Source organism: Vibrio sp. T20 (genome assembly GCF_007858795.1).
In the GTDB taxonomy this organism is placed as follows: Bacteria; Pseudomonadota; Gammaproteobacteria; order Enterobacterales; family Vibrionaceae; genus Vibrio; species Vibrio satsumensis.
The window spans coordinates 136,814-163,332 of the sequence record NZ_VFEB01000061.1 but is presented as its reverse complement, the minus strand read 5'-3'; the positions used below and the strand labels follow the sequence as shown (position 1 = coordinate 163,332).

Genomic DNA, 26,519 nt, shown 5'->3' with positions numbered 1-26,519 from the left:
ATGCCCATTCGACCGATCAAAATCACACTCCATTTATAACGCAACAATCATCCAGTAAATGCATTTTTTCTTCACTACAGAAGGTAAGCCGTAGATTCCAGAATACCCCTAACAAAATAAAAACAGAGTAGGGGTTCATTATGATCACGACATTGATCAATCAAGATTTGATTAAGCTTTCGCTTAGCGCTGATTCAAAAGAAGACGTATTTAAAGAGCTGATAGACGTGCTCTACGCACAAGGCAGAATCTCAGACAAAGCACAGTTCCTTGCCGACATTAAAGCTCGTGAAGAACAAGGTAATACCGGGTTTGAAGAAGGCATTGCTCTACCACACGCGAAAAGCAGCGCGGTGATCAAACCCGCCGTTGTTATCGGCGTCCACAAGCAGGGCATAGAGTACGGTGCCGATGACGGTCAGCCATCAAAACTGTTCTTCATGATCGCTTCTCCTGATGGCGGCGATAATCACCACATCGAAGTACTGGCAGAGCTTTCTTCAAAACTGATTGAAGAAGGCTTTATCGAAAGCTTCATGAATGCTCAATCTGAAGAAGAAGCACTAGAACTACTTCTTAGCAAACCTGAGCCATCAGAAACGGAAAATAACGTTGAGAAACAAGGCTTCATCATTGGTGTGACAGGCTGCCCAGCCGGCGTTGCACACACTTATTTGGCAGCTGAAGCGCTAGAGAAAGGCGCGGCGGCTCTTGGCTACGACATCAAGGTCGAAACTAACGGTTCTATTGGTGTTAAAAACAGCCCTACTCAAGACGAAATCGAACGTGCAGACGCGATTGTCGTCGCTTGTGACAAACAGGTCGACATGGCTCGCTTTGCCGGAAAACGCGTTATCAGCACCAACGTAAAAGCGCCAATCAAAGATGCGCAAGGCTTGATTAAACAAGCACTCAACGCACCTAGCTACCAAGCCGAACAAACGCCGACCAATCAATCTGTTGTAGAGAAAGCATCACAAGCGCGTTCTGACCTTTATCGTTACTTGATGAATGGCGTATCACACATGATTCCATTCGTGGTGACTGGCGGCCTATTGATTGCCCTTGCACTGGCGATTGGCGGCGAACCAAGTGAATCTGGCATGGCAATTCCTGCTGGCAGCATGTGGAACCAAATTCTAGAAGTGGGTGTGGTTGCGTTCACTCTGATGATTCCAATCTTGGCTGGCTACATTGCTTACGCGATTGCAGACCGCCCTGCCCTAACCCCTGGCCTTATCGGTGGTTGGATTGCTAACAACGGCTCTTTCTATGGCGCTGACGCGGGTACTGGCTTCATTGGCGCAATCATCGCAGGCCTATTAGTGGGTTACTTCGTTAAATGGATCACCTCGTTTAACTACCACAAATTCGTTCAACCGCTTGTGCCTATCATGATCGCTCCGATCACTGGCTCTTTGTTCATCGCAGGTCTGTTCATTTTTGTTATTGGCGCACCTATCGCTGGGCTGATGGATGCTCTTACTGCACTACTAACGAGCATGAGTACAGGCAACGTGGTTCTGCTTGGCATCGTCCTTGGTGGCATGGCCGGTTTCGATATGGGCGGCCCATTCAACAAGGTGGCATTCCTGTTCTCGGTCGGCATGATTGCCAGCGGTCAAACTCAGTTCATGGGTGCAATGGCATGTGCAATCCCTGTAGCTCCACTGGGTATGGCTATCGCAACCAGACTTGGCCGCAAGTTCGACCTGTTCGAATCTTCTGAAATTGAAGCAGGTAAGGCCGCTGGTGCGATGGGCTTAGTGGGTATCTCTGAAGGTGCGATTCCTTTCGCGGCTCAAGACCCAATGTCAGTTATCCCTGCCAATGTGCTTGGTTCAATGACTGCAGCGGTTATGGCGTTCTCATTTGGTATTACCAACAGCGTTGCTCACGGTGGGCCAGTTGTGGCTCTACTAGGTGCAATGAACTACCCAATGCTGGCACTTCTTTGCATGGCATCAGGTGCAGGTGTGACTGCGGTTACTTGTATCGCGCTTAAAAATCTACGTAAAGCCAAGCTAACAGCAGCAGCGGCTTAAGCCATTTCAACTCCAATGGCTTGAGCCCCTCTACCCTACTGTTTTTAGTAGCTAATAGTTTTTTAGGAACGAATAGAGCTCAAGCCATGTTTCCCTTCATGGTGATTTCGATGTCTGATTTTTCTTTAGCGAACGATTCGTTCGTACAACGCTTTTTCTACCCTATGACCAACGTGATTCAGAACTACGCATGGGGTAGCCCTTCTTCGTTCAACCAACTGTTTGGCATTGATAACCAGTCTGGTGAGCCACAAGCAGAGATCTGGATGGGCGCTCATCCAAATGGTTGCTCAATGGTGACCGACAATGGTCAGCAAACCACGTTGTCGAACTTGATTTCTAAGAATCTAAACCTGTTTCTAAGCGAGAAAGTCGCGAGTCGTTTTGGCGAGCTACCATACCTTTTTAAGGTGTTAGCCGCTGAAAAAGCACTGTCTATACAAGTACACCCAAACAAACAACAAGCTGAATCTGGGTATGCTCTAGAAGAGCAGCAAGGCATTCCGATGACAGCTGGCAACCGTAATTACAAAGACGCCAATCATAAACCAGAACTGGTGTATGCCCTAACCGACTACACGGCGATGAATGGCTTTAGATCGATAAGCGAGATCCTCGAACATTTTCATTACCTCGATATCCCAGAGTTGCATTCGATGGTCAACGATCTCGAGGGTGACCAAACTCCCAATGGATTAGCCTGCTTTTTTGCGAGCTTATTGTCTTTAGAGGGCGAGCAAAAAGGAATGGCGCTTACTATGTTGATCATGAAGGCCAAGCTTTCTGATAAACGTGTATTCCAATTGATTTCAGAACTGGAAGATCAATATCCAGGTGATGTCGGCCTATTTGCACCGTTACTATTGAACGTAATTACCTTAAAGCCGGGGCAAGCCATGTATCTGGATGCCGAGACTCCCCATGCTTACATCAAAGGGACAGGGCTAGAGATCATGGCGAACTCAGACAATGTGTTACGTGCCGGGCTGACGCCTAAATACATGGACGTGAATGAACTGGTTTCTTGTACTCGATTTAATGAAAAGCCCGCGGATAGATTACTGCTAAGCCCGATAGAGCAAGGTGATGTGATGGAATACGAAATTCCAGTCGAGGATTTTAAGTTCTCTATCGTGCAAAACTCACATCAACGCAAGATCACTACCGAAGGCGCAGAGATCCTACTGCCACTCGACGAATCCATGGTGCTCACTCACCAATGCGGTGAAACCTGCGTGATAGAGAAAGGCCAATCGGTGTTTATTCCTGCTTACGCTGAGAGTTACAAACTGGACTGCGTTGGACGTGTAGCGCGCGCTTACAGCTAGCTCCATCACCACTAATCACACACTATCCATGCCCTTCTTTTGCGGGGCATTTTTGTTTCTATAGCTTTTGTTTTCCTAGAGCTTTTTTGTCCCTACAGCTCTTTTATTCCTAAAGCTCTTTTATTCCTAAAGAAAATTATTTCAGCACCGAAATACGCCATCAAATATGACCCATCTCACACTGGATGAATGATGCAAATCACACTTAATTTTGCTTGGTACAAATGTACAGCGAAGGGCTTTTATTTGCTATTTCGTGAATCGGGTTAATCCATTAATTTTAATTCAAGAACTTCAATAGTGAATGAGTTAATAAATGATCACACAGCTAACTAACGTCAACTTAATTAATAACAACCTTCAAGCGAATAATAAAAAAGAACTGTTTGAAGAGTTGGCAGGCATGTTATTTGAGAACAACCGAATCAGCAATAAAGAAGCCTTCTTGGCAGACATCGAAATTCGTGAATCTCAAAGCATCACTTCAATGGACGGCATCGCTTACCCACATTCAAAAAGTAAGGCGGTAACTGAGCCGGCAATCGCTGTTGGTGTTAAGCGTGAAGGTATCGAGTATGGCGATGAAGACGGCATTAACCCAAGCGTGTTTTTTATGATTGCCTCACCCGATAACGGTGCTGACCATCATATTTATGTACTACAAGAACTATTTGGAAAATTCAGCGATGAATTTATTCAAGATATCCATAACGCAAAAGACGAACAACAAATCCTTAATATTTTAATTAATTCATAAGGCGTAGAAAATTATGAGCACCCTAACAACTCAAGCTACGAATACCAATAATAAAAATAGTAGTAGCGACTTTAAAAAAATCCTTAGTACCATGAAAGGCCACCTGCTTTTCGGAACCTCACACATGCTACCTTTCATCGTAGCCGGTGGTGTTCTGTTGGCGTTAGCGGTAATGGCATCAGGCAAAGGTGCGGTTCCAGCAGACGGCTTGCTGGCAGACATCTCTAATATCGGTATCAAAGGCCTTGTTCTTTTCCCAATCATTCTTGGCGGCTTTATTGGTTACTCCATTGCAGATAAACCAGCACTAGCACCTGCGATGATCTCTTCTGGCATCATGGCAGACATGGGCGGCGGCTTCCTTGGTTGTATCGTGGCAGGCTTTATCGCTGGTGGCGTGGTGTTCCAACTTAAGAAGATCCCGCTTTCTGCGAACATGACGGCGCTGGGTGCTTACTTCATCTACCCGCTTCTAGGCACGTTAATCTCTGCAGGTATCGTTCTTTGGGGAATCGGTGAGCCAATCAAACTGTTCATGTCTTCTATGAACGAGTTCTTAGCTTCAATGGCTGGCGCATCTAAGATGGTTCTAGGCACGATCCTTGGTGGTATGACTGCGTTTGATATGGGCGGCCCTATCAACAAAGTAGCGACCCTATTTGCTCAAACTCAAGTAGACACACAACCATGGCTAATGGGCGGCGTAGGCATTGCGATTTGTACACCACCTCTAGGCATGGCACTGGCAACGTTCCTATTTAAAAACAAGTTCTCTAAACAAGAACAAGAAGCAGGTAAAGCGGCTGCAATCATGGGTTCTATCGGTATCTCTGAAGGCGCTATCCCGTTCGCAGCGAACGACCCAATGCGCGTACTTCCTTCAATCGTTGCCGGTGGTATCGTTGGCTGTGTGTTCGGCTTCATGACAGACGTTCTACTGCACGCACCATGGGGCGGCCTAATCACTGCGCCAGTATCAAGCAACATTCCTATGTACGTAGTAGGTATTGCACTTGGCTCATTAACTACAGCGGTTATCGTTGGCTTCTGGAAACCTGTCGCGGTAGAAACAGACGAAGACATGACTGAAGCGCCAGTACAAGCTCAAACAGCGCCTGTAGCAGGCGAAGGCGAGTACGACATCGTAGCAGTAACATGTTGCCCTTCTGGTGTTGCACACACCTTCATGGCGGCGAAAGCACTGGAAAAAGCAGGCTTAGCAGCAGGCCTAAAGATTAAGGTAGAAACTCAAGGTCAAAACGGTATTCAGAACCGCATCACCGACCTAGATGTAGCGAACGCGAGACTGGTTATCTTGGCACACGATATTCAAGTGAAAGACGCTCACCGCTTTGCAAACGCGAACGTGATTGAGTGTTCTACTAAGGAAGCGATGAAGAAAGCCGCAGACATGGTGACTATCTAAAACAGAAGTTATCGAATACGGAAAGCTATCTAAAAGAATCAATAAATTAGTGAATACTCACTATTGATAAAGTAACTACCCCCTACTAAGAAAAATCCCTATTCGTTTTGTCAACGAATGGGGATTTTTATTTTTACTAGCTCAAACCTTCCGTCATTTTACGGCCTAATATCAAGGCTAAACGTGTTTAAATAGCGCTCTAGCCTAACTGAATAAAAGTCTGATAATTCTTCGTCGTCTTCATCGTGGCAATCAGTACAAGTGTCCTTAGGATCAAATTCTTCGTGGGGAAGATGACACTCGACGCACTCCATCTCTTCGCTCTCTTTGTGCTTTAGATTATGCTGGAGCCCTTCGAGGTGGCCAAAATCATCATGACACTCCACGCAGCTGTTATATTCAAACTCAAGATCGTCAGAAGGCTCTTCGTCTAGATGGCACTGCCCCGCACATGTTTCATCCTTTAGGTGAATATTCGCAAGATTATGCTCATCTGGATTAGGTAAATCCTCAGCGACCACCAGTGCGCATACTCCAGCAAGTAACACACCAATTAAATATTTAGTCGTACTCATAAACTGGCTCCTTCTTACTGATGCGACTTAAGCTCTTTCTCACGCAGAATAGCTTCATGGCAGGTTGCACATAACCCAATGCGAAACTTCTTACTGATACCGATAATCGGGTCTGAATCGCGATGTAAATTATGACAATTGGAACATGTCAATTTGGTGGCATGTACATCGTGAGTCCACTCACTGACCCTCAAGCTTTCAGGAGAATGACAGGCGATACACTTTTGGTTTTGCTCGAAAATTGGCAAGTCGATATGATCATCGAATGGAATAACACTCACCACATCAGAATCTTTGGGGTGAGAACCTTTTCTGCCATGACAAGCTGTGCAGTTGTTGTAAAACTCGGTACTGGCATGTGCGCCTACAGAAGCGATGGCATCAATATTTTTAAGCAGACGCTTTTTTTGATGGCACCGTATACAACGCTTATTTTCCTTTACTAAAATCTGCATTTCCGCTTCATTGGTAATTTGGCTAGAAAACGGTTTTACATTATGGGAAGCGGAATCCTGAACTGTTGACTCAGAACAGAGCGATAGGGGCATAAAGAATATACTCAACGTGGTCAACAAAAATAAATAAGAAACATATTGAGTAACTGTTTTGACCATAATAGTACTCTTCTGTGAAGAAATGATTTGAGCCGATTATTTCGACACAAATCATTTCAGTTAGTGACGAGTGTTATACTTATTTAAACTCAAGGTTTAACACACCACGATGGTATATGTGGTTAATTTGAGAGTTATCAAAAACCGCAACACCAAATGGATATGATTGGCTCAAATCGTTAAATTGCACATCTTGCGTTTCTGCATTTTCACCCTTAGTGACAAGCTTACGCTTCATTTCCAAAGTCCAAACACCTTCTTTCCAAATAGCACCAACTTCGATATCACCACGGGAACCGGTAAATGGCTTACCCGTTAATCCTGGGATTCGGTCTAACTTATTGTAGTCAGTTGTAAACGGCTTCTTCTCTGAGTCTAAAATAAGTAATGTTTCATTGGTTAAGTTATCTGATACATAGGCTGGCTGGCCGTCTTTTACGTTATTAACGTAGCCACCACCGGTTTTGCTGTCTCCTTTACGTCCCCAACCTTTGTTTTGTTTTGGATCGGTATTACTATCAACATATTGATCATCGAGCTGATTATGTACCGCGGTTCTCACACCTTTCCAATGCCACATATCAATAAACTCGCCTTCCTGCTTGGTGTATTTACGTGCTGGGTTCTTATCATCACGCCCTGCGTTTTTACCCTTTTTAGCTCTGTGACATGCAGCATTACACCCTTTCTCAGAAAAGCCTTCAGCATTGATGTCCCAATAGACCGCAAATTTGTCTTCGTAGTAGGTATTGTCATGCCCGGTGTCATCTTTATTTTTTAACTGTTTCCAAGAACCATCCTCTTGCTTAATCCAAGGAAAACGGTCAATACTTTTGGTCGGGTCGGCATAAGTAAACAAGAAGTAAATGTATTCACTGTCATACATCGACTTCATTTCCACACTGGTTTTTTTAATACCCTCATAGCCATTATTTGGCTTATACGGTAATTTATTCACCTTTTGAGTCAGCGGTTTAGCTTGATCCCAAACGGCATCAACGCTGCCATCGATAACTATATTTGAGGTAAGCTTACTGCTCTCTAGTATCTTATCTTTTGCGTGAACAGCACTGACTGGAATGATCGTAAGTACAGCCACGGTTGATAGTGTAATTATTGAGTACTTCATTGTTACTCTCCTAACTTCCATTGATCTGTTTATACAATTAAGCGTAGGAATGAATGAGTTTATTTCAATTGATCGATATCAACTTAAACACAAATAGACTAAATAGAAAAATAGGCATATAGAGCTCGATAAATAGGGATTTATTTTATTGTCAAGAAAACAAACATCATAAATATCAACAACCTTATCTCAGGTATCAATGATAAAATTAAAAATAATAGGAATTAGTATCAACTTTAAGATCAATTGTTCATTTATCGACAATTTAAATCGCCCATAATTAGATTCATTACAAATATGAAAATAATAAAGGGACGTTAATCATATATTTATGTTCAACGTCCCTTTTCTTCTGTTTTTGACCTTTATGCGCTATTTACTAGCTCTATCATATTTTGGACCTGCTATATCTGAACTCGCATTTGGCCTATCTATTCTTTGATGTAAAGATCCTTAGAATAGATTCGCCCTTCTACGTTGTTCTTAGCAAAGCCACCCACACTTGGTCGTACTAGACGAGCCTGCATATAGTAGTAGATTGGTGCGATAGGCATATCTTCAGCCAATAACTGTTCTGCTTGGTCATAGAAACCTTGGCGATCTTGTTCACTGGTTGCGGCTAAAGCGCTGTCCATAGCTAAATCGTACTTGTCACTATTGTAGCGCGCAAAATTGCCTGAAGATCCCGAGCGTAATAAGCTTAAGAAGGTTGAGGCTTCGTTGTAGTCACCACACCAAGAAGCGCGCATCACATCAAAATCACCTTGGCGACGCGATACTAGGTAAGACTTCCACTCTTGGTTTTCTAGCTCAACTTGCGCACCTAGGTTGCCCTTGAGCATGGAAGCGATCGCCACAGCAATCGACTTGTTCGACTCACTGGTGTTGTAGAGCAGCTTGAAATCTAGTGGATTAGCCGCATCGTATCCCGCTTCTTTCAACAGCTCTTTCGCCTTTTGGTCGCGCTCTTTTTGTGTCCATGTGCTGTATTCAGGCTGAGTCGCATCAAAGCCTGCCGTGTATTCATGAGCAAAGGTATAAGCAGGTAGGTTACCCACCTGAGTAACACCATTGGTGATCACATCACGCATCATGGAATAAGAGACAGCCTTACGGACTCGTGCGTCATCAAAGGGTGGTCGTGTTGTATTGAATGCGTAGTAGTAAGTACACAGCAAAGGCACCGCGGTAAACGCATCTTGGTATTTGGTTTTAAGCTGCTGCGCCATATGTGTCGGCACGTCCGAAGTAATATCGACCTCGCCCACCGCATAACGGTTAATCGAGGCATTCTGATTCTCAAACGGAATATATGTCACTTCGGTTAGGTGGGTATCTGAGCTGTCCCAGTATTTCGGGTTCTTCTTCAGTTCAATGCGCTCGTTAACCACCCACTCGTCCAGTACAAACGCGCCATTCCCTACAAATTGCTTAGGATCGCTCCACGGCTTGTCGCTGTTTTCTAGCGTTGCCTTATGAACTGGCATCATTGAGGTGTGGCCTGTCATCGCCACAAAGTAAGGCACTTTACTATCAAGTTCGAACTTAACCGTGTGCTTGTCAACGGCAGAGATACCGAGCTCTTCAACGGGCTTCTTGCCTTCGGCTACGTCTGCAATGTTGCTGATTTGAGTAAGTTTAAGATACCAAACATTCGGCGAAGCGAGTTTCGGGTCGACCGCGCGTCGTATCGCATACACGAAATCATCGGCCGTCACCGGATCGCCATTCGACCATTTAGCATCTTTGCGTAGGTGGAATACAAAGGTCTGGTTGTCTTCGGTTTCCCAAGATTCCGCAACACCTGGAGTGATGTTGCCATCGCGATCTTGAATCACTAAACCTTCAAACAAGTCACGTAGAATGTGCATTTCAGGAAGGCCTTCAGCCTTTGCAGGGTCTAGTGTCGCCGCTTCTGCATCATTCGCGCGCACTAAGTGTTGTTCTTTCGCCAGAGAAGTTCCCGCAGGCAATGTGTCAGCAACGGCAGTTACTGATATAAAAGGGGTCAATAGAGATGAAATGATTAAAGCCGTTGAATGTTTCTTAAAATCCATGTTTTTTTGCTCTCCTAGCCTATCTTTGAAGCAAAGTAATAAAATTAACAATGCGACGGTTGACGTGTTTTGACGCTATGGTTTATTTAATAGAGGTCATCTAAATAGTAGTTATACCAATCACAGTAAGTAAGTGTTCAAAAATAGCGCAGGAAAAAAGCTTGAGAACAAGGCGGATCTTTTCGATAAGTAGTTATTCTACAATCAAAAAATCTAACGACGTTATCGAGATTTTTAACAAGCTAGGGTGAACAGTTATTTACTACGATTGGTATTACTTATTTGATAGTACTTGATCAATCAGGAGATTAAGGTGAGTTTAATTCCAAGAACGGAAAGAGCTGCGTTTTCGATAAAGCCGCTGTCATATGGAAAATCGGTGTTGGGTGCACCCTTGCTCTATTTCCCCGCGCAAGTAGAAAGCGAATCTCGCGGGCTGATTTTAGCGGGCACACACGGCGATGAAACCGCTTCTATCGCGGGTTTGTCTTGCGCGCTAAGAAGCCTACCAGCCGCCAACTTGCGACATGATGTGATCTTGTCGATGAACCCAGACGGCAACCAGCTAGGCACTCGCGCTAACGCTAACCAAGTCGATTTGAACCGCGCCTTTCCGACTAAAAACTGGACAGAAAACGGCACCGTCTATCGCTGGAGTTCTCACACCCCTGTCAGAGATGTAAAAGTAAAAACGGGGCAAGCCAATCAGCTTGAACCGGAAGTGCAGTCGCTCATCAACCTCATTGAGCAGCGCCAAACCAAGTTCGTCATCTCTTTCCACGAACCACTCGCCATGGTCGACGACCCAACTCAGTCAGAACTCGCCACTTGGCTAGGTAAGCAGTTCCACCTACCACTCGTTGAAGACGTTGATTACGAAACCCCAGGCTCATTCGGCACATGGTGCCAAGAAAGAAGCCTACCGTGCATTACCGTAGAGCTGCCGCCCGTTTCAGCGGATTTGACTATCGAACAGTATTTGGAGGCATTTGTGGCAGTGTTGGGGTGTGAGGGGATTGGTTAGACAAACACGTTTTTGGACAGAAGTTTGCCACCGACTTTCCTAAATTAGCAATTCATGAATAACTTCAGGTATTGCAAACCTCCCATCAAGTGGCAAAAGTCACTCAGCCACTACAGAGTTACCTGCTCAATTTGATAATTTAACGTTCAAAATAACAATCTCTGATTTCTTTAAAACTAACCTGTTCCTTAGAAAACTGTTCTTCTAGATCGTTAAGTTCTTCAACTTTCGGCAAGGCACTTGTAGGTGAAATTACGATAGTAAACATTTCATTATATTGGCGACCGATTCGGGTAAGCTCTCTACCTATTTGATCCAATATATCGTCACGAAATATTAACTGGTTTTTCCTAAAACGGAGCATGCGGTAATAATCGAAATATACAGAGCGCTCCGATTCCCCTAAATTCCTAGCACTCCAACCAGTTTCACGTGTTGCGATATGTAAGGCTTTATGCTGCGTTTTTGACCAACAATTAAAATCAAAGTAAGTTTTTGGACTAGGTTCATCGTATGTTGCTTGAGGGTAAAACTGTAGGTTGTTGTCTTTATATTTATCTAAAAGACCTAATGTTCTATTTTGGCGAGATAAAAGCTTATTAAGTTTGTGGCATATATTAAACCTTATTAACTTATTTTCTTCTAAAATTCGCAACTCTCTCGGTAGTAATTCTTCATCACTTTTCCAAGGACGTTCGAATCGCTTCGGCACTAATTGAAAATTTATACCTAATACGTTGAATATATCATCAAAATTCAAAGGAATTATTCTAGATTCGTTTTGTGCCTGAACATCATAAACAAAGTAGTAAGCTGTTTGTGACCACAATAAAGACTGAGCTATATCTTCAATCCATTCGCGTATAATTTCATCACTATTTTGATATCCATGTTGGCTCTTTAAGCCAAGAAGTAGCCTTTTAGCAAGCTCATCATCATTTGATGTTATGTTGAAAAGTGAATGTTTCACACTGGAGGCTCTAAATATCCTAGAAAAATCCTCATTAAACATTCTCTGATAGAACCCTTCTACCCTTCTCTTCTTCCTAGTAACGAATCGTTCAATAAAGTTTAAATTTTCGTCATCGTAACGATAATGGTGTAATGGTTCACCTTTAGTCACCCTCATTAATACTACTCCTCTGAGCTTTCAGTCAATCTATCAGAAAGACTTGAAATAGAGTGGTTTATTTCAAAGTCAACAGGTCCTAATTGTGGAAGAATATGAACCGCGATAAATAGATGAGACACTTCAGAGAGGGAACTTCGAATAAATTCTCTAATAATTTTGTTCGTATGTTCCTTACCTCTACTTCTAGTTAACCTATCGCTGTACCCATCCTTTCTCATACGTTGCTCAAAGGACATTTTCCAATTCAATCTAATCATGTCTCTAGGTGATGCACTAAAACTAAACTTATGTGGGTCTGAAAGAACTACCATCCTTTTCAAGTACAATCTTTTATCTGGAGCACTATCAACTCTGGCATTGAATTGTTTCAGAGCTAACTCAGATAACTGAGTATTCTCAAAGTAAGAGCTGTACAAAATAGCAAGTCCTAATATGGACATTATATCAATCAAAACAGACGAAACGAGATGCACTCTGTACTCTTGATTTACATCTAAATCAGGATCCAAAAATTTAGAATCAGAAGCTTGGAATGCCAATACCATGAACATTGGAAAAATTCGGTTTAACTTTTCATGATCATTTTCTTCAAGAGCATCTCTACAAGCTTCAGCTAGCTCGAAATATACATGCCCAAAATAATCAGGTAGCTCATCATTATGTCCATTCTCAAATACATGGCCCACTATATCAGGTTTACTTAACATCTCTATTGCAGTGGCTCTCGAATTACTTAGTCGTCCATTCATGGCCGTAATATCAATTTTAGGAAAAGCATTCACCTCTTCAGAATGGTGTGCCAATAAATTATATCCATCAATCAATGTAGATATATCACCGTACCATCTTGGTAATTTCCAATAGTTATGAAGGCTTGATAAGATCACCTGAGTTGCTGCTTCCTGCATTTTCAGTTCTATTAACGACTGTATAAAGCTCGGTACCATAGTTGTATAAAAGTTATCGACGTCATGTAGAATTTTCGCATAATGTTTTAGTAGCTTCTGAACAGCTAATTGTTGAACAAATTTAGGTTTCGATAACCGCTTTCCTTCGATACTTATTTCAAACTCTATAGATTTAATAATAAACCCCAGCTCAACTTGCAGTAAAGCGGGTAGAGATTGTAGCGATTTTTTTGTCCAAACATCATTATCGAAAAACTGTGACAACTCCTTCTCAAAATTGATCATTCGTCTCATTGTTTCAAGGCATAAGCTGCTACCTAGTGCAGCCCACATATCAGCTATACCTATTAACATCTTTTTATCATCTTCATTATCAACTTGTTTAGTTATTGAGAATGCAGTGACCAAAATTTCTTGTACTCTTTGTACTTCTCGCATTCCTATTTCGAGCTGAAGCTGCCCCGCATAAATAGAGATCCTAGAAGATAATTGACCAAGAAGATCCAACCCTAATTTAAAATCACCACTATTAAATGCAAGTTCTATATGTTGAGCTAGCCTTTCAATAATTTCGGTTTCTAACCACTGATAATTTATTTCTTCTTCTGTTGCTAGTTGGCTGCTTGTTTGCAATGCAGAATGAGTTGCAGTATCGCCTGAAAGAAACCATTGTTTATGCTTCTGTAGCCTAGGGAACCAATAGCTTTGGTGGTTGATTCGATGCTTTTCACTAAGATAGTGCTGGAGTAACGAGGAATAATCATGACTCAAAGCAGGTAAACTATCCCCAAGCCTAGTTTTATCGATCTTTACCTGTTCATCGATATAACAAAGCTGTTTAAAAGCAATCTGTGCTTTCTTTGAGTGATGGTTAGCTAGAGAAATTGAATTACTTGATTTGGCAGCGTTTTCGATATGACGTGCGATTCTTGGTATAACTTCAATGTGGGTTAGTTGGTTTAAATCAAAAAAGTTGAATAGTCGCTGACCCAATGGAAACAAAGTAAGTGTGCTTACAACAGTTAGCAAAGTACCAGTTACGTAAATCATTAAACTAGGATTAAAGTCAAAAGATTTAAAAACAGTTGCACAAAGGCAGAACATTGCTGAAAACACCAAAAGTCGAGAATAAACATTGCCTACTTGTTCAGTAACCAGCAATTGTATTATGTCTCTCCGTAGCTTAGTGTAACCAGAGCTTAATATTATGCCAATTGTAGCAAAGTATATTGAAAAAATAGCAGTTAATATTTGAGCATAGAGCCTAAGTTGCTCGAGATGGAAATCTACTTTTTCTTCACTTAAAGGAGTTAGAAAATTAGTATTGGACCTGATGTAACCTTCCATTGAGCCGATCGCAAATAATAAGAGAGAGATCCACCCCAAGCTTTTTAAGCCAATCCACGCTATCGACCGTAGAATGGCAGCATTGCTCCTAGCTTTAGAATAAGATTCTTCACAGTTGTACGAGGTTCGCTCAATTAGGAAATTAGCCCGATCATATTTGGATTTCAACTTCCAAAACCATAGTTTGGACTCTAGTAAGGTTTTTATTACTTCAACCACGATTAACATACCTTCTTCAACAATCACCGAGTATCATAACAGCAGAGCTTAGGTATATGAATTATTAAGAAAAAAATCTGTTTGATTCGCTATCACTTTCTGGGTCAGAAGTCGCCGCAATAACTTTTCTTTTCAGTCCATGCTCCCCTTACCTTTGGTTCAGAGTAAGAATCTCCCAAATGATACCCGTCAGACTTTTAAAGGATCTAATTTAGAGATTCATTTTTGTTTATAGCAACCAAAACAGTATATTAGAGATAGTTGGCTAACATAACTTATAGACAGGATGAGCATGAAAACACCACTAGAAGTAAAGCTACGTATGGCTAATGCTCAATACGCGACTATTGAGATGGCATTACATTCGCTACACCTTTACAGAGAGATCCCTCCAGAGGCTCACCACAGCTTTAATCATGTTGCCGAAGTTTTGATGAATGACTTGATAATCAATTGGCACTCTATTTTTTGTAAGGCGAATACCAACAAAATTAGCTTTACCAAGAATAACTTTAACCATGATGATTTAGGTAAATTTGATGCCTCAATAATGTTAAGAGACTTAGGGCTGACAACGGATGAGTGGGGGGAAATCAAAAAAGCAGTGTCAACAGCAAGAAATAGATACGTAGCGCATGTAGATATAGACGTAGAGGGCGCAGACCCAAGTTTTGAACTACAGCCGCTTGAGGATACTTTGTTCTATTACAGAAATTGGTTAGTAAAGACAATTAATCTACATACTCCTAAGCCTTTATTGGAGAAGAGCATAATCTACGATAACGCTACCTTATCAAGTCTTCTTAATGAAAGTAAGCAGCACATACGCAAGTCATTTTAGTGATCAATTTTGGTCTGTGAATAACTGTTCGGCCTGACTTTTATTGATTAGAAAAAGTCAGGCATTTGTCACCCATTTTTGTTTGTTGACATTTCCCTCTAAAAGACAAAGGGGCAGAAATGAGTTAGAGCCCTTAATAACTCACAAACCTCAAAAACAAGTTGATGGCCACCACACCAAATCACATAGCCTACTAACTTACGCCCCATTTGTTTCCAATTAGTGTCTTCCATAGAAAGCTACTCAGAATGTTCTTACATTTTCTGAGTAACGACCCCCTCTCTGAACTCCTCTGAATACATCAATTATTACACATACGTAATAATAATTTTCAATTTAAGGGGATTATCAAAACATGCACTCACACCTATACTAGCTCCAACAAAACGAGAGAGCGGAAACAATTAAGCTCAACTACGCTTAACGGGTTGAATTTAATTGCACGGTTATCCGCTGTACTGACATATATAGGAAATATCCAATGACAATCGAAATTAAACCTGGTCAAACTCATATTAAATCAAAAGCAATGGTTGCATGGGCAGCTGGTGAACCGCTAAAAATGGAAGAAGTTGATGTACAACTTCCCAAAGCTGGTGAGGTTCTAGTTCGTATCGTTGCTACTGGCGTTTGTCACACTGATGCATTCACTCTTTCAGGTGACGATCCAGAAGGTATCTTCCCGTCAATTCTTGGTCACGAAGGTGGCGGTATCGTTGAGATGATCGGCGAAGGCGTAACAAGCGTTGAAGTTGGCGACCACGTTATCCCACTTTACACAGCTGAATGTGGCGAATGTAAATTCTGTAAGTCTGGTAAAACTAACCTATGCCAAGCCGTTCGTGAAACGCAAGGTAAAGGCCTAATGCCAGACGGTACTAGCCGCTTCTCTGTAAATGGCGAAACTATTTTCCATTACATGGGTTGTTCTACTTTCTCTGAGTACACAGTACTTCCAGAAATCTCACTAGCGAAAGTAAGCAAAGAAGCACCACTTGAAGAAGTTTGTCTTCTAGGTTGTGGCGTTACAACAGGTATGGGCGCAGTACTGAACACAGCTAAAGTTGAAAAAGGCGACAACGTTGCTGTATTCGGCCTAGGCGGTATCGGTCTATCTGCAATCATTGGTGCTCGCATGGCTGGTGCTGACCGCATCATCGGTGTTGATATCAACGAAAGCAAATTCGAGCTAGCGAAACAACTTGGCGCGACTGACTGCATCAACCCATTGAACTACGATAAACCAATCCAAGACGTTATCGTTGAGATGACAGACGGTGGCGTTGAATACTCTTTCGAGTGTATCGGTAACGTTAACGTTATGCGTCAAGCACTTGAGTGCTGCCACAAAGGTTGGGGCGAATCTGTAATCATCGGTGTTGCTGGTGCAGGTCAAGAGATCTCTACTCGTCCGTTCCAACTAGTAACAGGTCGTGTATGGCGTGGTTCTGCTTTCGGTGGTGTTAAAGGCCGCTCAGAGCTTCCAGAAATCGTAAACCGTTACATGGCTGGTGAGTTTGGTCTACAAGAGTTCATTACTCACACTATGGGTCTGCAAGATGTAAACGAAGCATTCGACCTAATGCACAAAGGTGAATCTATCCGTACTGTTCTACACATGGATAAGTAATTCTCCTTGGTCTCGATACCTCGGTATCGAGACCACAGTTCTGACTTAAACATCAGGGCGAAACTGTCTTCACCACCTCCTGCCCGGTGGGTGGTGAAACCTTTAGCTATAACTTTGGCTTTAGTATTAAACAACCCAAACACATTAATTCCGAAACCATCAACCTAACGGAGCACAATAAATGACAATCGAAAACATTAGCCAAGCAAAGGTTGCTGGTGGTTGGCACAAACAATACACCCACTTTTCAGCAACGCTTGACTGCAACATGCGTTTTGCGATTTTCTTGCCACCCAATGCAAGCAAAGAAAACCCAGTTCCTGTTTTGTATTGGTTATCAGGCTTAACCTGTACCGATGAAAACTTCATGCAAAAAGCCGGCGCTTTCAAAGCCGCTGCAGAGCAAGGCATCGCTATTGTTGCACCAGATACAAGCCCACGTGGCGAAGGCGTTGCCGATAATGAAAGCTACGATCTAGGCCAAGGTGCAGGATTCTACGTGAATGCAACTCAAGCACCGTGGGACAGCCATTACCACATGTACGATTATGTAGTAACAGAGCTCCCAGCACTGATTGAATCTTTCTTCCCAGTAACGTCTGTGAAATCGATTTCTGGTCACAGCATGGGCGGACATGGTGCACTAACAATTGGCATCAAGAACGAAGACAACTACCGTTCTATCTCTGCATTCAGCCCAATAACAAACCCAATGCAATGCCCTTGGGGGCAGAAAGCATTCAACCAATATCTAGGATTAGATATTGAAGAATGGAAACACTACGATGCTTCTGAGCTTTTAAAAACCAAAGGCACTAAGCTGCCAATGTTAGTAGACCAAGGCGAAGCTGATAACTTCCTAATTGAGCAGCTAAAGCCTGAACAATTAGTTGAAGCCGCTAAGGTAACGAATGCCGATTTAGAGCTACGTATGCAGCCAGGTTACGACCACAGCTACTACTTTATCTCTAGCTTTATTGATGAGCATATTGAGTTCCACGCTGCTTACCTAAACAAATAGTCACATCTATTTAGCCCACACCTTGCAAAAGCGTGAGGTGTGGGCTTTTTTGTGCCTGCAATATGAGCTAATCCGCGATTAGCATCGAATACCACTTTCAAACACTCTTGCTATACCAACACAAACCATACAACGATAAAGGTACGAATATGAGCTGGTTTTTCTTGATGATGGGCGTAATGGCTGAAGCACTTTCTCACGTTGCACTTAAGGCAACCGATGGTTTTAGTTTGTCTAAACCTGTTCCTGCTTTACTGGTTATTTCAGGCCACTTGGCGGCATTTCTATTTTTGAGCCAAGCGATGAAAGGGATGCCGGTTGGTGTGGTGCACTCTTTATGGGCAGGTTTAGCTATCGTGACAGTGAGCCTGATTTCTACCTTCGTTTACCGCCAGCACCTAGATACTATGGTTTGGATTGGCATGTTATTCGTTGCAGCTGGTGTTGTGATGATCAACCTATCTCAAGGTCACTCGCACTAACTTTAACCGAGAGTTGTAAACAGAAGCTTGTGAACTCGGGGTGGCGAACAATAAGTTATTAACAATGTGTCAATTCGTTCAAATTTTCTAACAGACAGGTGATGCCTTCACTTATTCATACTCTTACAATCCGCAAATCAAACCTGTTACCATAGCGCCTTCAACATTACCTATTTTGAAGGTTGCTATGAAAGCAATTAAAACTCTGTTCTTCCTGATGGTTTTACTGAGTGGTCTGTTTACCGCTTGGCTGTTTATCCCGATTCCAGCGACCATGGACAAACAAACACTCGACGTACCATTAACGGAACCATTCAAGCTGGTGGCGTATCGCAGTAATCCGAACGATGCGAGCAAGCCGCTGACCTATCACTACTATGTGATTTCCGATGTGGTTGGCGTGGACGACATGGACCCGTTTCTGATTACGACAGACCAGTTTGTGAAGCTTGGCGAATTCGACGAGAACACATTCAACCTTACGGTTAACGGCAAGATTGAGAGCTACACCAACGATTTGTGGATCAAAAAAGCCGATGGCAAACTGCAGCACTGGTATGTGAGTATTAATGCCAACTACGTTCGTTAAAGTCGGTACACAATAGAATCTATGATTAGACAGCGCTTGGCTTCCAAGCGCTGTTTTTGTTTCTAACAACACACTCCACTTATTCCGCCCCAGTCGACATAAACTGCATTGCCTACTTTTGATTCACTGCTACCCTGCTCTCAAGGTGTTATCAGTTCTCAAGGTGTTATAAGCTCTTTAGATACGATAAGCTCATCCAATGCTCACGCCCAATAAATCAAAAATAATAAAGGATCACCCGTGGAATTTACGCTCGACAAATTTAACGGCATCATCATTGACCCAGCGACAGCACCTCAAGATGCTGATGCATTTTGTGCCGAACTTAATGAAATCACCGAATTTTCAAAACAAAACAACAAAGGCATTATTTGGATTAGTTTGCCTATTTCGCTATCGCATCTTATTCCAGTAGCCACTGAGCTAGGCTTTGTGTTTCACAACTGCCTAGAAGATGAAATCACGCTGATCCATAAATCCGAAATCGTTGAGTTTGTGCCTTTCATTCCGACTCACACCTTGGGCGCAGGTGCATTGATCACCAACGAACACAAACAAGTGCTGATGATCAAAGAGCATGGCATGACAGGCTACAAATTACCTGGCGGCCACATTGAACTTGGCGAGGGTATTGAAGAGTCTGTGGTTCGAGAAACCTTGGAAGAGACGGGTATCAAAGCGGAGTTTGTATCGGTGGTTGGCATGGCAACGCGCCACCCATATCAATTTGGCAAATCAAACCTCTACTTCGTTTGTCACCTGATTGCTCAAAATCAAGAGATTGCGATTCAAGACACCGATGAAATTGCAGAAGCCAAATGGGTAGATGTAGAAGAGTTCATCAACAACGCTGAGAACTACCCGTTCAACCGTCAAATGGTTGCGTCTTTGATTGGTAAACAAGGCTTGGAGCTGACTCAACTCGAAAGCAATTCAGGCCCAACCCACAAGCCAGAGATCTTCTTTTCACAAAACTAGAACGATTCAAGCATAAAAACGCCCAACTCAAATGAGTTGGGCGTTTTGGTTTCTAGCTTTTGTTTTCTTAATTAAGCCAACTGCGTTGTTAGTTATTCTTTGTACCCATGATTCATTCTCATACTTTTTGTATTAGAAGAAACCTAGCGGATTGGTATCGTAGCTGATCAGCAGGTTCTTGGTGTTTTGGTAATGGTCGAGCATCATCTTATGTGTCTCACGGCCAATGCCTGATTTCTTGTAGCCACCAAACGCCGCGTGTGCTGGATAAGCATGGTAACAGTTAACCCAAATACGACCCGCTTCGATATTGCGCCCCATTCGATACGCTAAGTTTGCATCACGTGTCCATACCCCTGCACCCAAGCCATACTCGGTATCATTGGCAATTTCTAACGCTTCCGCTTCATCTTTAAAGGTCGTCACCGCGATAACAGGGCCGAAGATCTCTTCTTGGAAGACACGCATCTTGTTGTTGCCTTCGAGCATGGTTGGTTGAATGTAGTAACCATTACCTAAATCATCTGGTTGCTGCGCGATTTCACCACCTGTCAGCACTTTCGCGCCTTCTTGGCGGCCAATCTCAAGATAGCTCAGAATCTTATCGAACTGCTCTTTAGAAGCTTGTGCGCCAACCTGAGTATCGGTATCTAGCGGGTTACCTTGTTTGATGGTTTGAGCACGCTCAACCACCTTGGCGATGAACTTGTCGTACACCGATTCATGGATCAATACACGTGATGGACAGGTACACACTTCACCTTGGTTAAAGAACGCCAACAACATACCTTCGACACACTTATCTAAGTATTCATCTTCATGGTTAAAGATATCCGGGAAGTAGATGTTTGGAGACTTGCCGCCAAGCTCAACCGTTGATGGAATTAGGCTTTCAGCGGCGCATTTCAAAATATGATGACCAACTTCAGTTGAACCCGTAAATGCTAACTTAGCAATGCGATTACTGGTCGCGAGAGCCTGACCCGCTTCACTACCAAAACCATTAACGATGTTGACCACACCAGCAGGCAGAAGGTCAGCGATCTTCTCCATCATCACCAAAATCGAGGTTGGCGTTTGCTCGGCTGGCTTCATCACTACACAACACCCCGCAGCCAGTGCGGGTGCCAGTTTCCAAGCCGCCATTAAAATCGGGAAGTTCCAAGGGATAATCTGACCTACCACACCAATTGGTTCTGGGAAGTGGTAGCTTGCCGTGTTTGAATCGAGCTCAGCTGCACTGCCTTCTTGCGCTCGAATACAACCCGCAAAGTAGCGGAAGTGATCGACAACCAAAGGAATATCTGCCGCTAAAGTTTCACGCACAGGTTTGCCGTTTTCCCACGTTTCAGCAACCGCGATTTCTTCTAGATTCGCTTCAATACGATCGGCAATCTTAAGCAGGATATTCGAGCGTTCAGTCACACTCGTTGCTGCCCAACTCGCACGAGCTGCATGCGCTGCATCGAGTGCCAAGCTAATGTCTGCCTCGGTTGAACGCGCGACTTGGCAATACACCTGACCATTAACTGGGGAAGTGTTATCAAAATACTCGCCGCTGACAGGCTTCACCCACTCACCACCGATAAAATTATCGTATTGAGCTTTAAAGTTCACCACTGCGTTATCACTACCCGGCTGTGCGTAAATCATAGTTAGATCCTTCTTAGATTTTTAGTCGTTGTTCATTCGTTATTGAGCTTATGTTGTCGAGCTAGCATGGCGGCTTCCCTTGAGAAGAGAACCCGAGAAGAGAACTCAAAAAAAGAGCCGCCATGTTTATACTTTCTGTTTAAAACACTGATACTTCGTGTTTTCTTCACAACAGTAACAACGCAAATCACACGCCAGAACTTCAAAACTTGTTGTTAATAAATTGTAAAACTATGATTACCAAACGTTTACAACCCAAAGTGAGTTGGCATTGAACGGACGTATGGAAAGCACTCCAGTGTTCAACTGTTCCAAATTGGTACACCCTCACTGTTACGACATGGAACAGTCATGCACCTTCAACAAGCAAACACCTCAGATTGGCTTTCATCCTCTTGGCACCGCAGCACAGAAGCGGGTCTTAAACAGAGACGACTTCCCGAAGACATTCGCCTGCCACAATCGATTCTTAAACAGCGACGTCATCAATCATCGAGCTTGATTCAAATCGTCGAACGTAATGCGCTACCTCTGTTTAATCAGATGTTTGCACGCACTGACAGTCGTTTGATTTTGACCGATATTGAGGGCGTCATTCTGGCAAGTTGGGGACAGGAGCGGTTTAAAGAGAAACTGACGTCAATTGCACTCAGCTCAGGGGCGTGTTGGCAGGAACAACTTAAAGGCACCAACGCGATTGGCACCGCCATTGTGGAAGCCAAACCAGTGACTGTCATTGGCGAACAGCACTTCATCCACCAGCATCGGTTTATAAGTTGTTCAGCAAGCCCTGTGTTTGATCATCAAGGCCAGATGGTTGGCGTATTGGACATCACCAGTGAACAGCAACAACACGACAGTTCGGTGCAGCTACTCGTTCAAAACATGGTTCAGCTTGTTGAAAACCAGCTATTGAGTCATATCCCACAAGGCACGACTCGTATTGATCTCGCGTGTGAGAAATCGTTATTGCACAGTGGTTGGCAAGGGATCGTAATAGCGAATGAGGCTGGTGAGGTGGTGGCGCATAATCAAGTCGCCTCTCAATTGCTGGATCAAACCTCGATCGTTGGTGCATGCATTGATACCCTCTTCAACCGAACTTCATTAGACACCTCATTTGTGTTTGAAAAACAGCACCTCAAACGCACGACAACCAAACGCACACGTTCTATTTCAGCATCGTGTGATTTGCACCATGGCGAACAACAGATAGAACACGCTTGGCAGCAAGCTAATAAGGTCATCGATAAAAGGATCAGCTTGCTGATCTTAGGTGAAACTGGCGTTGGAAAAGGTGAGTTTGTTAAAGCCTTACACAAACAGAGCCAGCGTAAATCCTCACCCTTAGTTGCCGTCAATTGTGGAGCACTACCGAAAGATCTTATCGAATCTGAATTGTTTGGTTACGCGCCGGGCGCCTTTACGGGAGCAAGCCACAAGGGCTTCCAAGGCAAGATCCGCCAAGCAGATAAAGGGATTCTATTTCTAGATGAGATCGCCGACATGCCTTTGGAGGCTCAGTGTCGACTGCTGCATGTTCTGCAAGATAAATCCGTAGTACCTGTGGGTTCAAACCAGAGTTACCAAGTTGATTGTCAGATCATCGCTGCCACACATAAAAACCTCGAGCAGTTAGTTGCGACAGGAGAATTTAGGCAAGATCTGTATTACAGATTAAATGGCTTGGCCTTCACCTTACCAAGCCTGCAATACCGACAAGACAAGCACGCTTTAATCAAAAATATTCACCGAAAATACGCAGAAGATGGACAGACAATCTGCCCTCACTTGATGAGCTTACTATGCGCTTATTCTTGGCCGGGTAATATCCGAGAATTAGATAACTTACTGAAGGTTACCGCCCTACTCGCGAGCGACGAACCACAAGTCACTCTAGAACATGTACCAAGCCACCTTGCTCAGCACCTCACCTCTTTAGCTCAAGATAGTCATCATCAGATTACTGCTTCTCGTATCATCGAAGGTAAGTCAAATGCTGACTTAAGAAGTACCGTTGAAGAGACCTTGCTGCAAACCTATCAAGCCAACCAAGGTAATATCAGCAAGACATCCCGAATACTGGGCATCAGCCGTAATACTATTTATCGAAAACTAAAGAGTTTGGGGATTCTTCAATGAAGGAAATGAACCAAGCTTTGGCTGCCCTAAATTGATAAAACAAACATAAACACTCGTATAAATAGGGGGAATGAATGACTTTGAGTAAAATTAAGTGTGACCATTGTCATATAATGAATAATCCACATTCAGTAACGAGCGAAAAAAACACAGTTCTCACCTAACAAAAGACCACTTTATCAATAAGGTTTAAAGATCAATAAATACAATTGGTTACTTAACCTTAAGCAAGCATTTATTTATCTTTCATAACCCACACATCAAATATAAATACAAGCCCAATGCAATCCTGTTTATAAATTTAATCTGTCTATTCTTTTTGTATTCATTATTTTGAATTTTTCATTCATTTATCTTGTTTAAAATCTCAGCAAATTTAAAATATTTGGCATGAGATCATATGTTTAACAGTATACGTACACGAATTGCGGTAAGTGCAGGCGGGGCAATGGCTTTCACCCTGTTAATCGCAATGGGGATGACGACCAACGCATTTACCGATGTGAATGAGCAAGTCACTAAAAAAGTCAAAACGCAGCTGACAGACGCCACGACATCGGATTTACAAAACACAGCACTTCAACAAGGTTTAAACATCGCTAACCAGCTTGACCCTGTATTGGCCAACCTAAAACAAGTACGCTCAATAATTGAGTTGAGTTCAGAAAGCAACGCAAGCGCAGACCTTGTTGTTAAACAGTTTACTGCCGCGCTAGAAGCACAAAACAAAGCCGTATTTGCTGGCTACATGGTGTGGGAAAACAAAACATGGCCACAGCAAACCGATCTGAATGGCGAGATTAGCTTGAACAGCGAATTAGGTTTCAACAGTCAGGGCTACCTTGCCCCGTTCTTCTCTCCCAATGACCAAAACAGCTTTGATGCAGTCGCGATGGAAAGCTTTAGCAATACTGAACTCAACAGCAACGGGGAGCGAAAAGACGACTGGCACTTAATGCCTTACCAAACCGGTAAGACATTTGTGATGGAACCGTATTTCTACCCGGTTCGAGGTAAGCAAGAGCTCATCACCACCATCAGCCAACCAATCAAACAAGACGGGAAAATCATTGGCTCAATTGGCTTTGATTTGTCTTTGTTCGAGCTTCAAAGCCAGAGTGAATTGTTTGCGCGTGACCTGTTTGATGGCAAAGGCAAGATCCTCATCACTTCCTGGAAAGGCATTACACTGGCCAACAGCAGTGCTGGAAAAATGGTTGGTAAGAAAGTCTCACCAGAGCTAGAAAAAGAGTGGTCGCGAGTTCAGTCTATCGCTAAACAGTCTGGGGCTGGGTTGGTTACATTTGGCGGAGATGAGTACGCCATTACTGCTATCGAGACTAGCGACGCACCGTGGGTAGTCATGGTGTCGGTTCCCAGTAGTCACCTTGCAAAAAGTGTCGATGAATACACCCAGTGGAGTGATGAGCAGAATTCAAAAGCACTTGAAAAAGGTGTGTGGGCGGGGATCATCGCAGCTCTTCTAGGCATTGCCTCCATGGCATTTATCGCCAACTCTTTAGGCAAGGTTCTGAACAACTTAGTGGAACGTTTCAAAGATGCAGCACAAGGCGAGGGTGACTTAACTTATCGCATTGAAGTGAAAGGTAAGGATGAAACTGCTCAGCTAGCACATTGGTTCAATACCTTCCTATCTCGCATACAAGAAATGCTCCTAACCGTTATGGTAACGGCAGACCAAGTAGATAAAAATGCCGCTGAAGGCCAAGCTCGCGCTGAAGTTTCTCGTGATCAGTTGAATTCTCAAGTTAACGAGGTGAACTCACTTGCAACAGCCATTAATGAAATGAGTGCGACTGCACAAGAAGTGGCAAGTTCAGCCGTTCAAGCGGCCGCAGCTGCGAGCCAAGTGCAAAGCAACAGCCTTAATGGTATGGCACGCATGGACAATGCCGCCAGCGCGGTAGATAGCTTAGCGGTTCAAGTAAATGATGCGCAGCAACAAACGCAAAACTTGGTCGATTCGAGCACTGCTATTCAAGGCATTTTAAGCGAGATTGGTGGTATTGCAGAACAAACTAACTTGCTTGCACTGAATGCTGCCATTGAAGCAGCCCGCGCAGGAGAAGCAGGACGAGGCTTTGCCGTGGTGGCCGATGAAGTACGTAACCTAGCAAACCGTACTCAAGGTTCGACCGAAGAGATCCGCTCAATGCTAGCGCGCCTGGAGCAAGAGACCCAATCTATCGTGGTGTTGATGGAGCAAAGCCAACAGCAAGCGAACGATACCAAAGGCGAAACTCAAGCCGCCCATTTAGCGCTGTCTGAGATTAACCAAGCCATTGAAGTGATCAACGACATGAACAACCAGATTGCTTCCGCTGCTGAGGAACAAAGCTCGGTATCAGAAGAGATTAACCGTAATGTGGTGATCATCAATGACACTGCCGTTGAGGTGATGGGCACCATGACATCCTCGGTAGAAATCAGTAATGAGCTGACAGTAAAAGCCGGAGATTTGCACGGGGAGTTGAGTAAATTTAAGCTATCTTAATTCGCTCTCTCTTCCATAAAAACAAGGCCGAGAAACGCAATGTTCTCGGCCTATCTCTTATCCACCTTATCTCATCGTAAAAAGCTCAACTCCTGAGTGAGAAAACA

General features: G+C 43.4%; 20 protein-coding genes. 13 read left to right on the top strand and 7 right to left on the bottom strand.

The window, feature by feature from the left end:
• The first annotated feature begins 140 nt into the window (after window positions 1–140).
• From FTW16_RS05155 to FTW16_RS05140, 4 genes are all read left to right on the top strand, one after another.
• Window positions 141–2,045 carry a fructose-specific PTS transporter subunit EIIC gene (locus FTW16_RS05155; protein ID WP_146490317.1) on the top strand — a complete coding sequence of 635 codons (1,905 nt, stop codon included), beginning with the start codon at window positions 141–143 and terminating at the stop codon, window positions 2,043–2,045.
• Window positions 2,046–2,155: 110 nt separating this feature from the next.
• Entirely contained in the window at window positions 2,156–3,373 is a 1,218-nt protein-coding gene (gene manA, locus FTW16_RS05150) for a mannose-6-phosphate isomerase, class I (protein ID WP_146490316.1), read from the top strand.
• A gap of 316 nt (window positions 3,374–3,689) precedes the next feature.
• Window positions 3,690–4,130 (top strand): PTS sugar transporter subunit IIA, encoded by a 441-nt coding sequence (locus FTW16_RS05145; RefSeq protein WP_146490315.1) that lies wholly within the window; start codon window positions 3,690–3,692, stop codon window positions 4,128–4,130.
• A gap of 13 nt (window positions 4,131–4,143) precedes the next feature.
• A complete protein-coding gene (locus tag FTW16_RS05140; RefSeq protein ID WP_146490314.1) occupies window positions 4,144–5,556 on the top strand; it encodes a fructose-specific PTS transporter subunit EIIC in 1,413 nt (470 codons plus the stop codon).
• Between the two features lie 158 nt (window positions 5,557–5,714).
• On the opposite strand, the gene FTW16_RS05135 is transcribed toward FTW16_RS05140, so the two are convergent.
• From FTW16_RS05135 to FTW16_RS05120, 4 genes are all read right to left on the bottom strand, one after another.
• A complete protein-coding gene (locus FTW16_RS05135) occupies window positions 5,715–6,131 on the bottom strand; it encodes a cytochrome c3 family protein (RefSeq protein ID WP_146490313.1) in 417 nt (138 codons plus the stop codon).
• A 14-nt stretch (window positions 6,132–6,145) separates the two neighbouring features.
• On the bottom strand, window positions 6,146–6,745 hold the full coding sequence (locus FTW16_RS05130) for a cytochrome C (RefSeq protein ID WP_146490312.1): 600 nt from the start codon (window positions 6,743–6,745) through the stop codon (window positions 6,146–6,148).
• Window positions 6,746–6,824: 79 nt separating this feature from the next.
• Window positions 6,825–7,874, bottom strand: coding sequence for an ethylbenzene dehydrogenase-related protein (locus FTW16_RS05125; RefSeq protein WP_146490311.1), 1,050 nt, complete (start codon window positions 7,872–7,874; stop codon window positions 6,825–6,827).
• 431 nt (window positions 7,875–8,305) lie between these two features.
• Complete coding sequence (locus FTW16_RS05120; protein ID WP_146490310.1) at window positions 8,306–9,931, bottom strand: ABC transporter substrate-binding protein; 1,626 nt, start codon at window positions 9,929–9,931, stop codon at window positions 8,306–8,308.
• Window positions 9,932–10,244: 313 nt separating this feature from the next.
• Here FTW16_RS05120 and mpaA point away from each other — a divergent pair, with 313 nt between their 5' ends.
• Entirely contained in the window at window positions 10,245–10,955 is a 711-nt protein-coding gene (gene mpaA / locus FTW16_RS05115; protein WP_146490309.1) for a murein tripeptide amidase MpaA, read from the top strand.
• A 139-nt stretch (window positions 10,956–11,094) separates the two neighbouring features.
• Here mpaA and FTW16_RS05110 read toward each other — a convergent pair whose 3' ends face one another.
• Entirely contained in the window at window positions 11,095–12,084 is a 990-nt protein-coding gene (locus FTW16_RS05110) for a hypothetical protein (RefSeq protein ID WP_146490308.1), read from the bottom strand.
• Window positions 12,085–12,089: 5 nt separating this feature from the next.
• A complete protein-coding gene (locus FTW16_RS05105; RefSeq protein ID WP_261383412.1) occupies window positions 12,090–14,588 on the bottom strand; it encodes a hypothetical protein in 2,499 nt (832 codons plus the stop codon).
• Window positions 14,589–14,853: 265 nt separating this feature from the next.
• Here FTW16_RS05105 and FTW16_RS05100 point away from each other — a divergent pair, with 265 nt between their 5' ends.
• From FTW16_RS05100 to FTW16_RS05075, 6 genes are all read left to right on the top strand, one after another.
• Entirely contained in the window at window positions 14,854–15,402 is a 549-nt protein-coding gene (locus FTW16_RS05100; RefSeq protein WP_146490307.1) for a hypothetical protein, read from the top strand.
• A 481-nt stretch (window positions 15,403–15,883) separates the two neighbouring features.
• Window positions 15,884–17,032: an S-(hydroxymethyl)glutathione dehydrogenase/class III alcohol dehydrogenase gene (locus tag FTW16_RS05095; protein ID WP_146490306.1), complete on the top strand. Its 1,149-nt coding sequence runs from the start codon at window positions 15,884–15,886 to the stop codon at window positions 17,030–17,032.
• A 181-nt stretch (window positions 17,033–17,213) separates the two neighbouring features.
• The gene (fghA, locus tag FTW16_RS05090) at window positions 17,214–18,053 is read left to right on the top strand and encodes an S-formylglutathione hydrolase (protein WP_146490305.1); all 840 of its coding nucleotides are present in this window, start codon (window positions 17,214–17,216) and stop codon (window positions 18,051–18,053) included.
• Between the two features lie 149 nt (window positions 18,054–18,202).
• Window positions 18,203–18,535, top strand: coding sequence for a DMT family transporter (locus FTW16_RS05085; RefSeq protein ID WP_132763055.1), 333 nt, complete (start codon window positions 18,203–18,205; stop codon window positions 18,533–18,535).
• A 187-nt stretch (window positions 18,536–18,722) separates the two neighbouring features.
• Window positions 18,723–19,124, top strand: coding sequence for a hypothetical protein (locus FTW16_RS05080; protein ID WP_146490304.1), 402 nt, complete (start codon window positions 18,723–18,725; stop codon window positions 19,122–19,124).
• 240 nt (window positions 19,125–19,364) lie between these two features.
• Complete coding sequence (locus FTW16_RS05075; RefSeq protein ID WP_146490303.1) at window positions 19,365–20,102, top strand: NUDIX domain-containing protein; 738 nt, start codon at window positions 19,365–19,367, stop codon at window positions 20,100–20,102.
• A 132-nt stretch (window positions 20,103–20,234) separates the two neighbouring features.
• Here FTW16_RS05075 and FTW16_RS05070 read toward each other — a convergent pair whose 3' ends face one another.
• Window positions 20,235–21,755: an aldehyde dehydrogenase family protein gene (locus FTW16_RS05070; protein WP_146490302.1), complete on the bottom strand. Its 1,521-nt coding sequence runs from the start codon at window positions 21,753–21,755 to the stop codon at window positions 20,235–20,237.
• 351 nt (window positions 21,756–22,106) lie between these two features.
• Between FTW16_RS05070 and FTW16_RS05065 the strand changes: the two genes are divergently transcribed.
• Window positions 22,107–23,897, top strand: a complete 1,791-nt coding sequence (locus tag FTW16_RS05065) for a sigma-54-dependent Fis family transcriptional regulator (RefSeq protein ID WP_146490301.1) — start codon at window positions 22,107–22,109, stop codon at window positions 23,895–23,897.
• 400 nt (window positions 23,898–24,297) lie between these two features.
• Window positions 24,298–26,412: a methyl-accepting chemotaxis protein gene (locus tag FTW16_RS05060; RefSeq protein WP_146490300.1), complete on the top strand. Its 2,115-nt coding sequence runs from the start codon at window positions 24,298–24,300 to the stop codon at window positions 26,410–26,412.
• Window positions 26,413–26,519 lie beyond the last annotated feature (107 nt).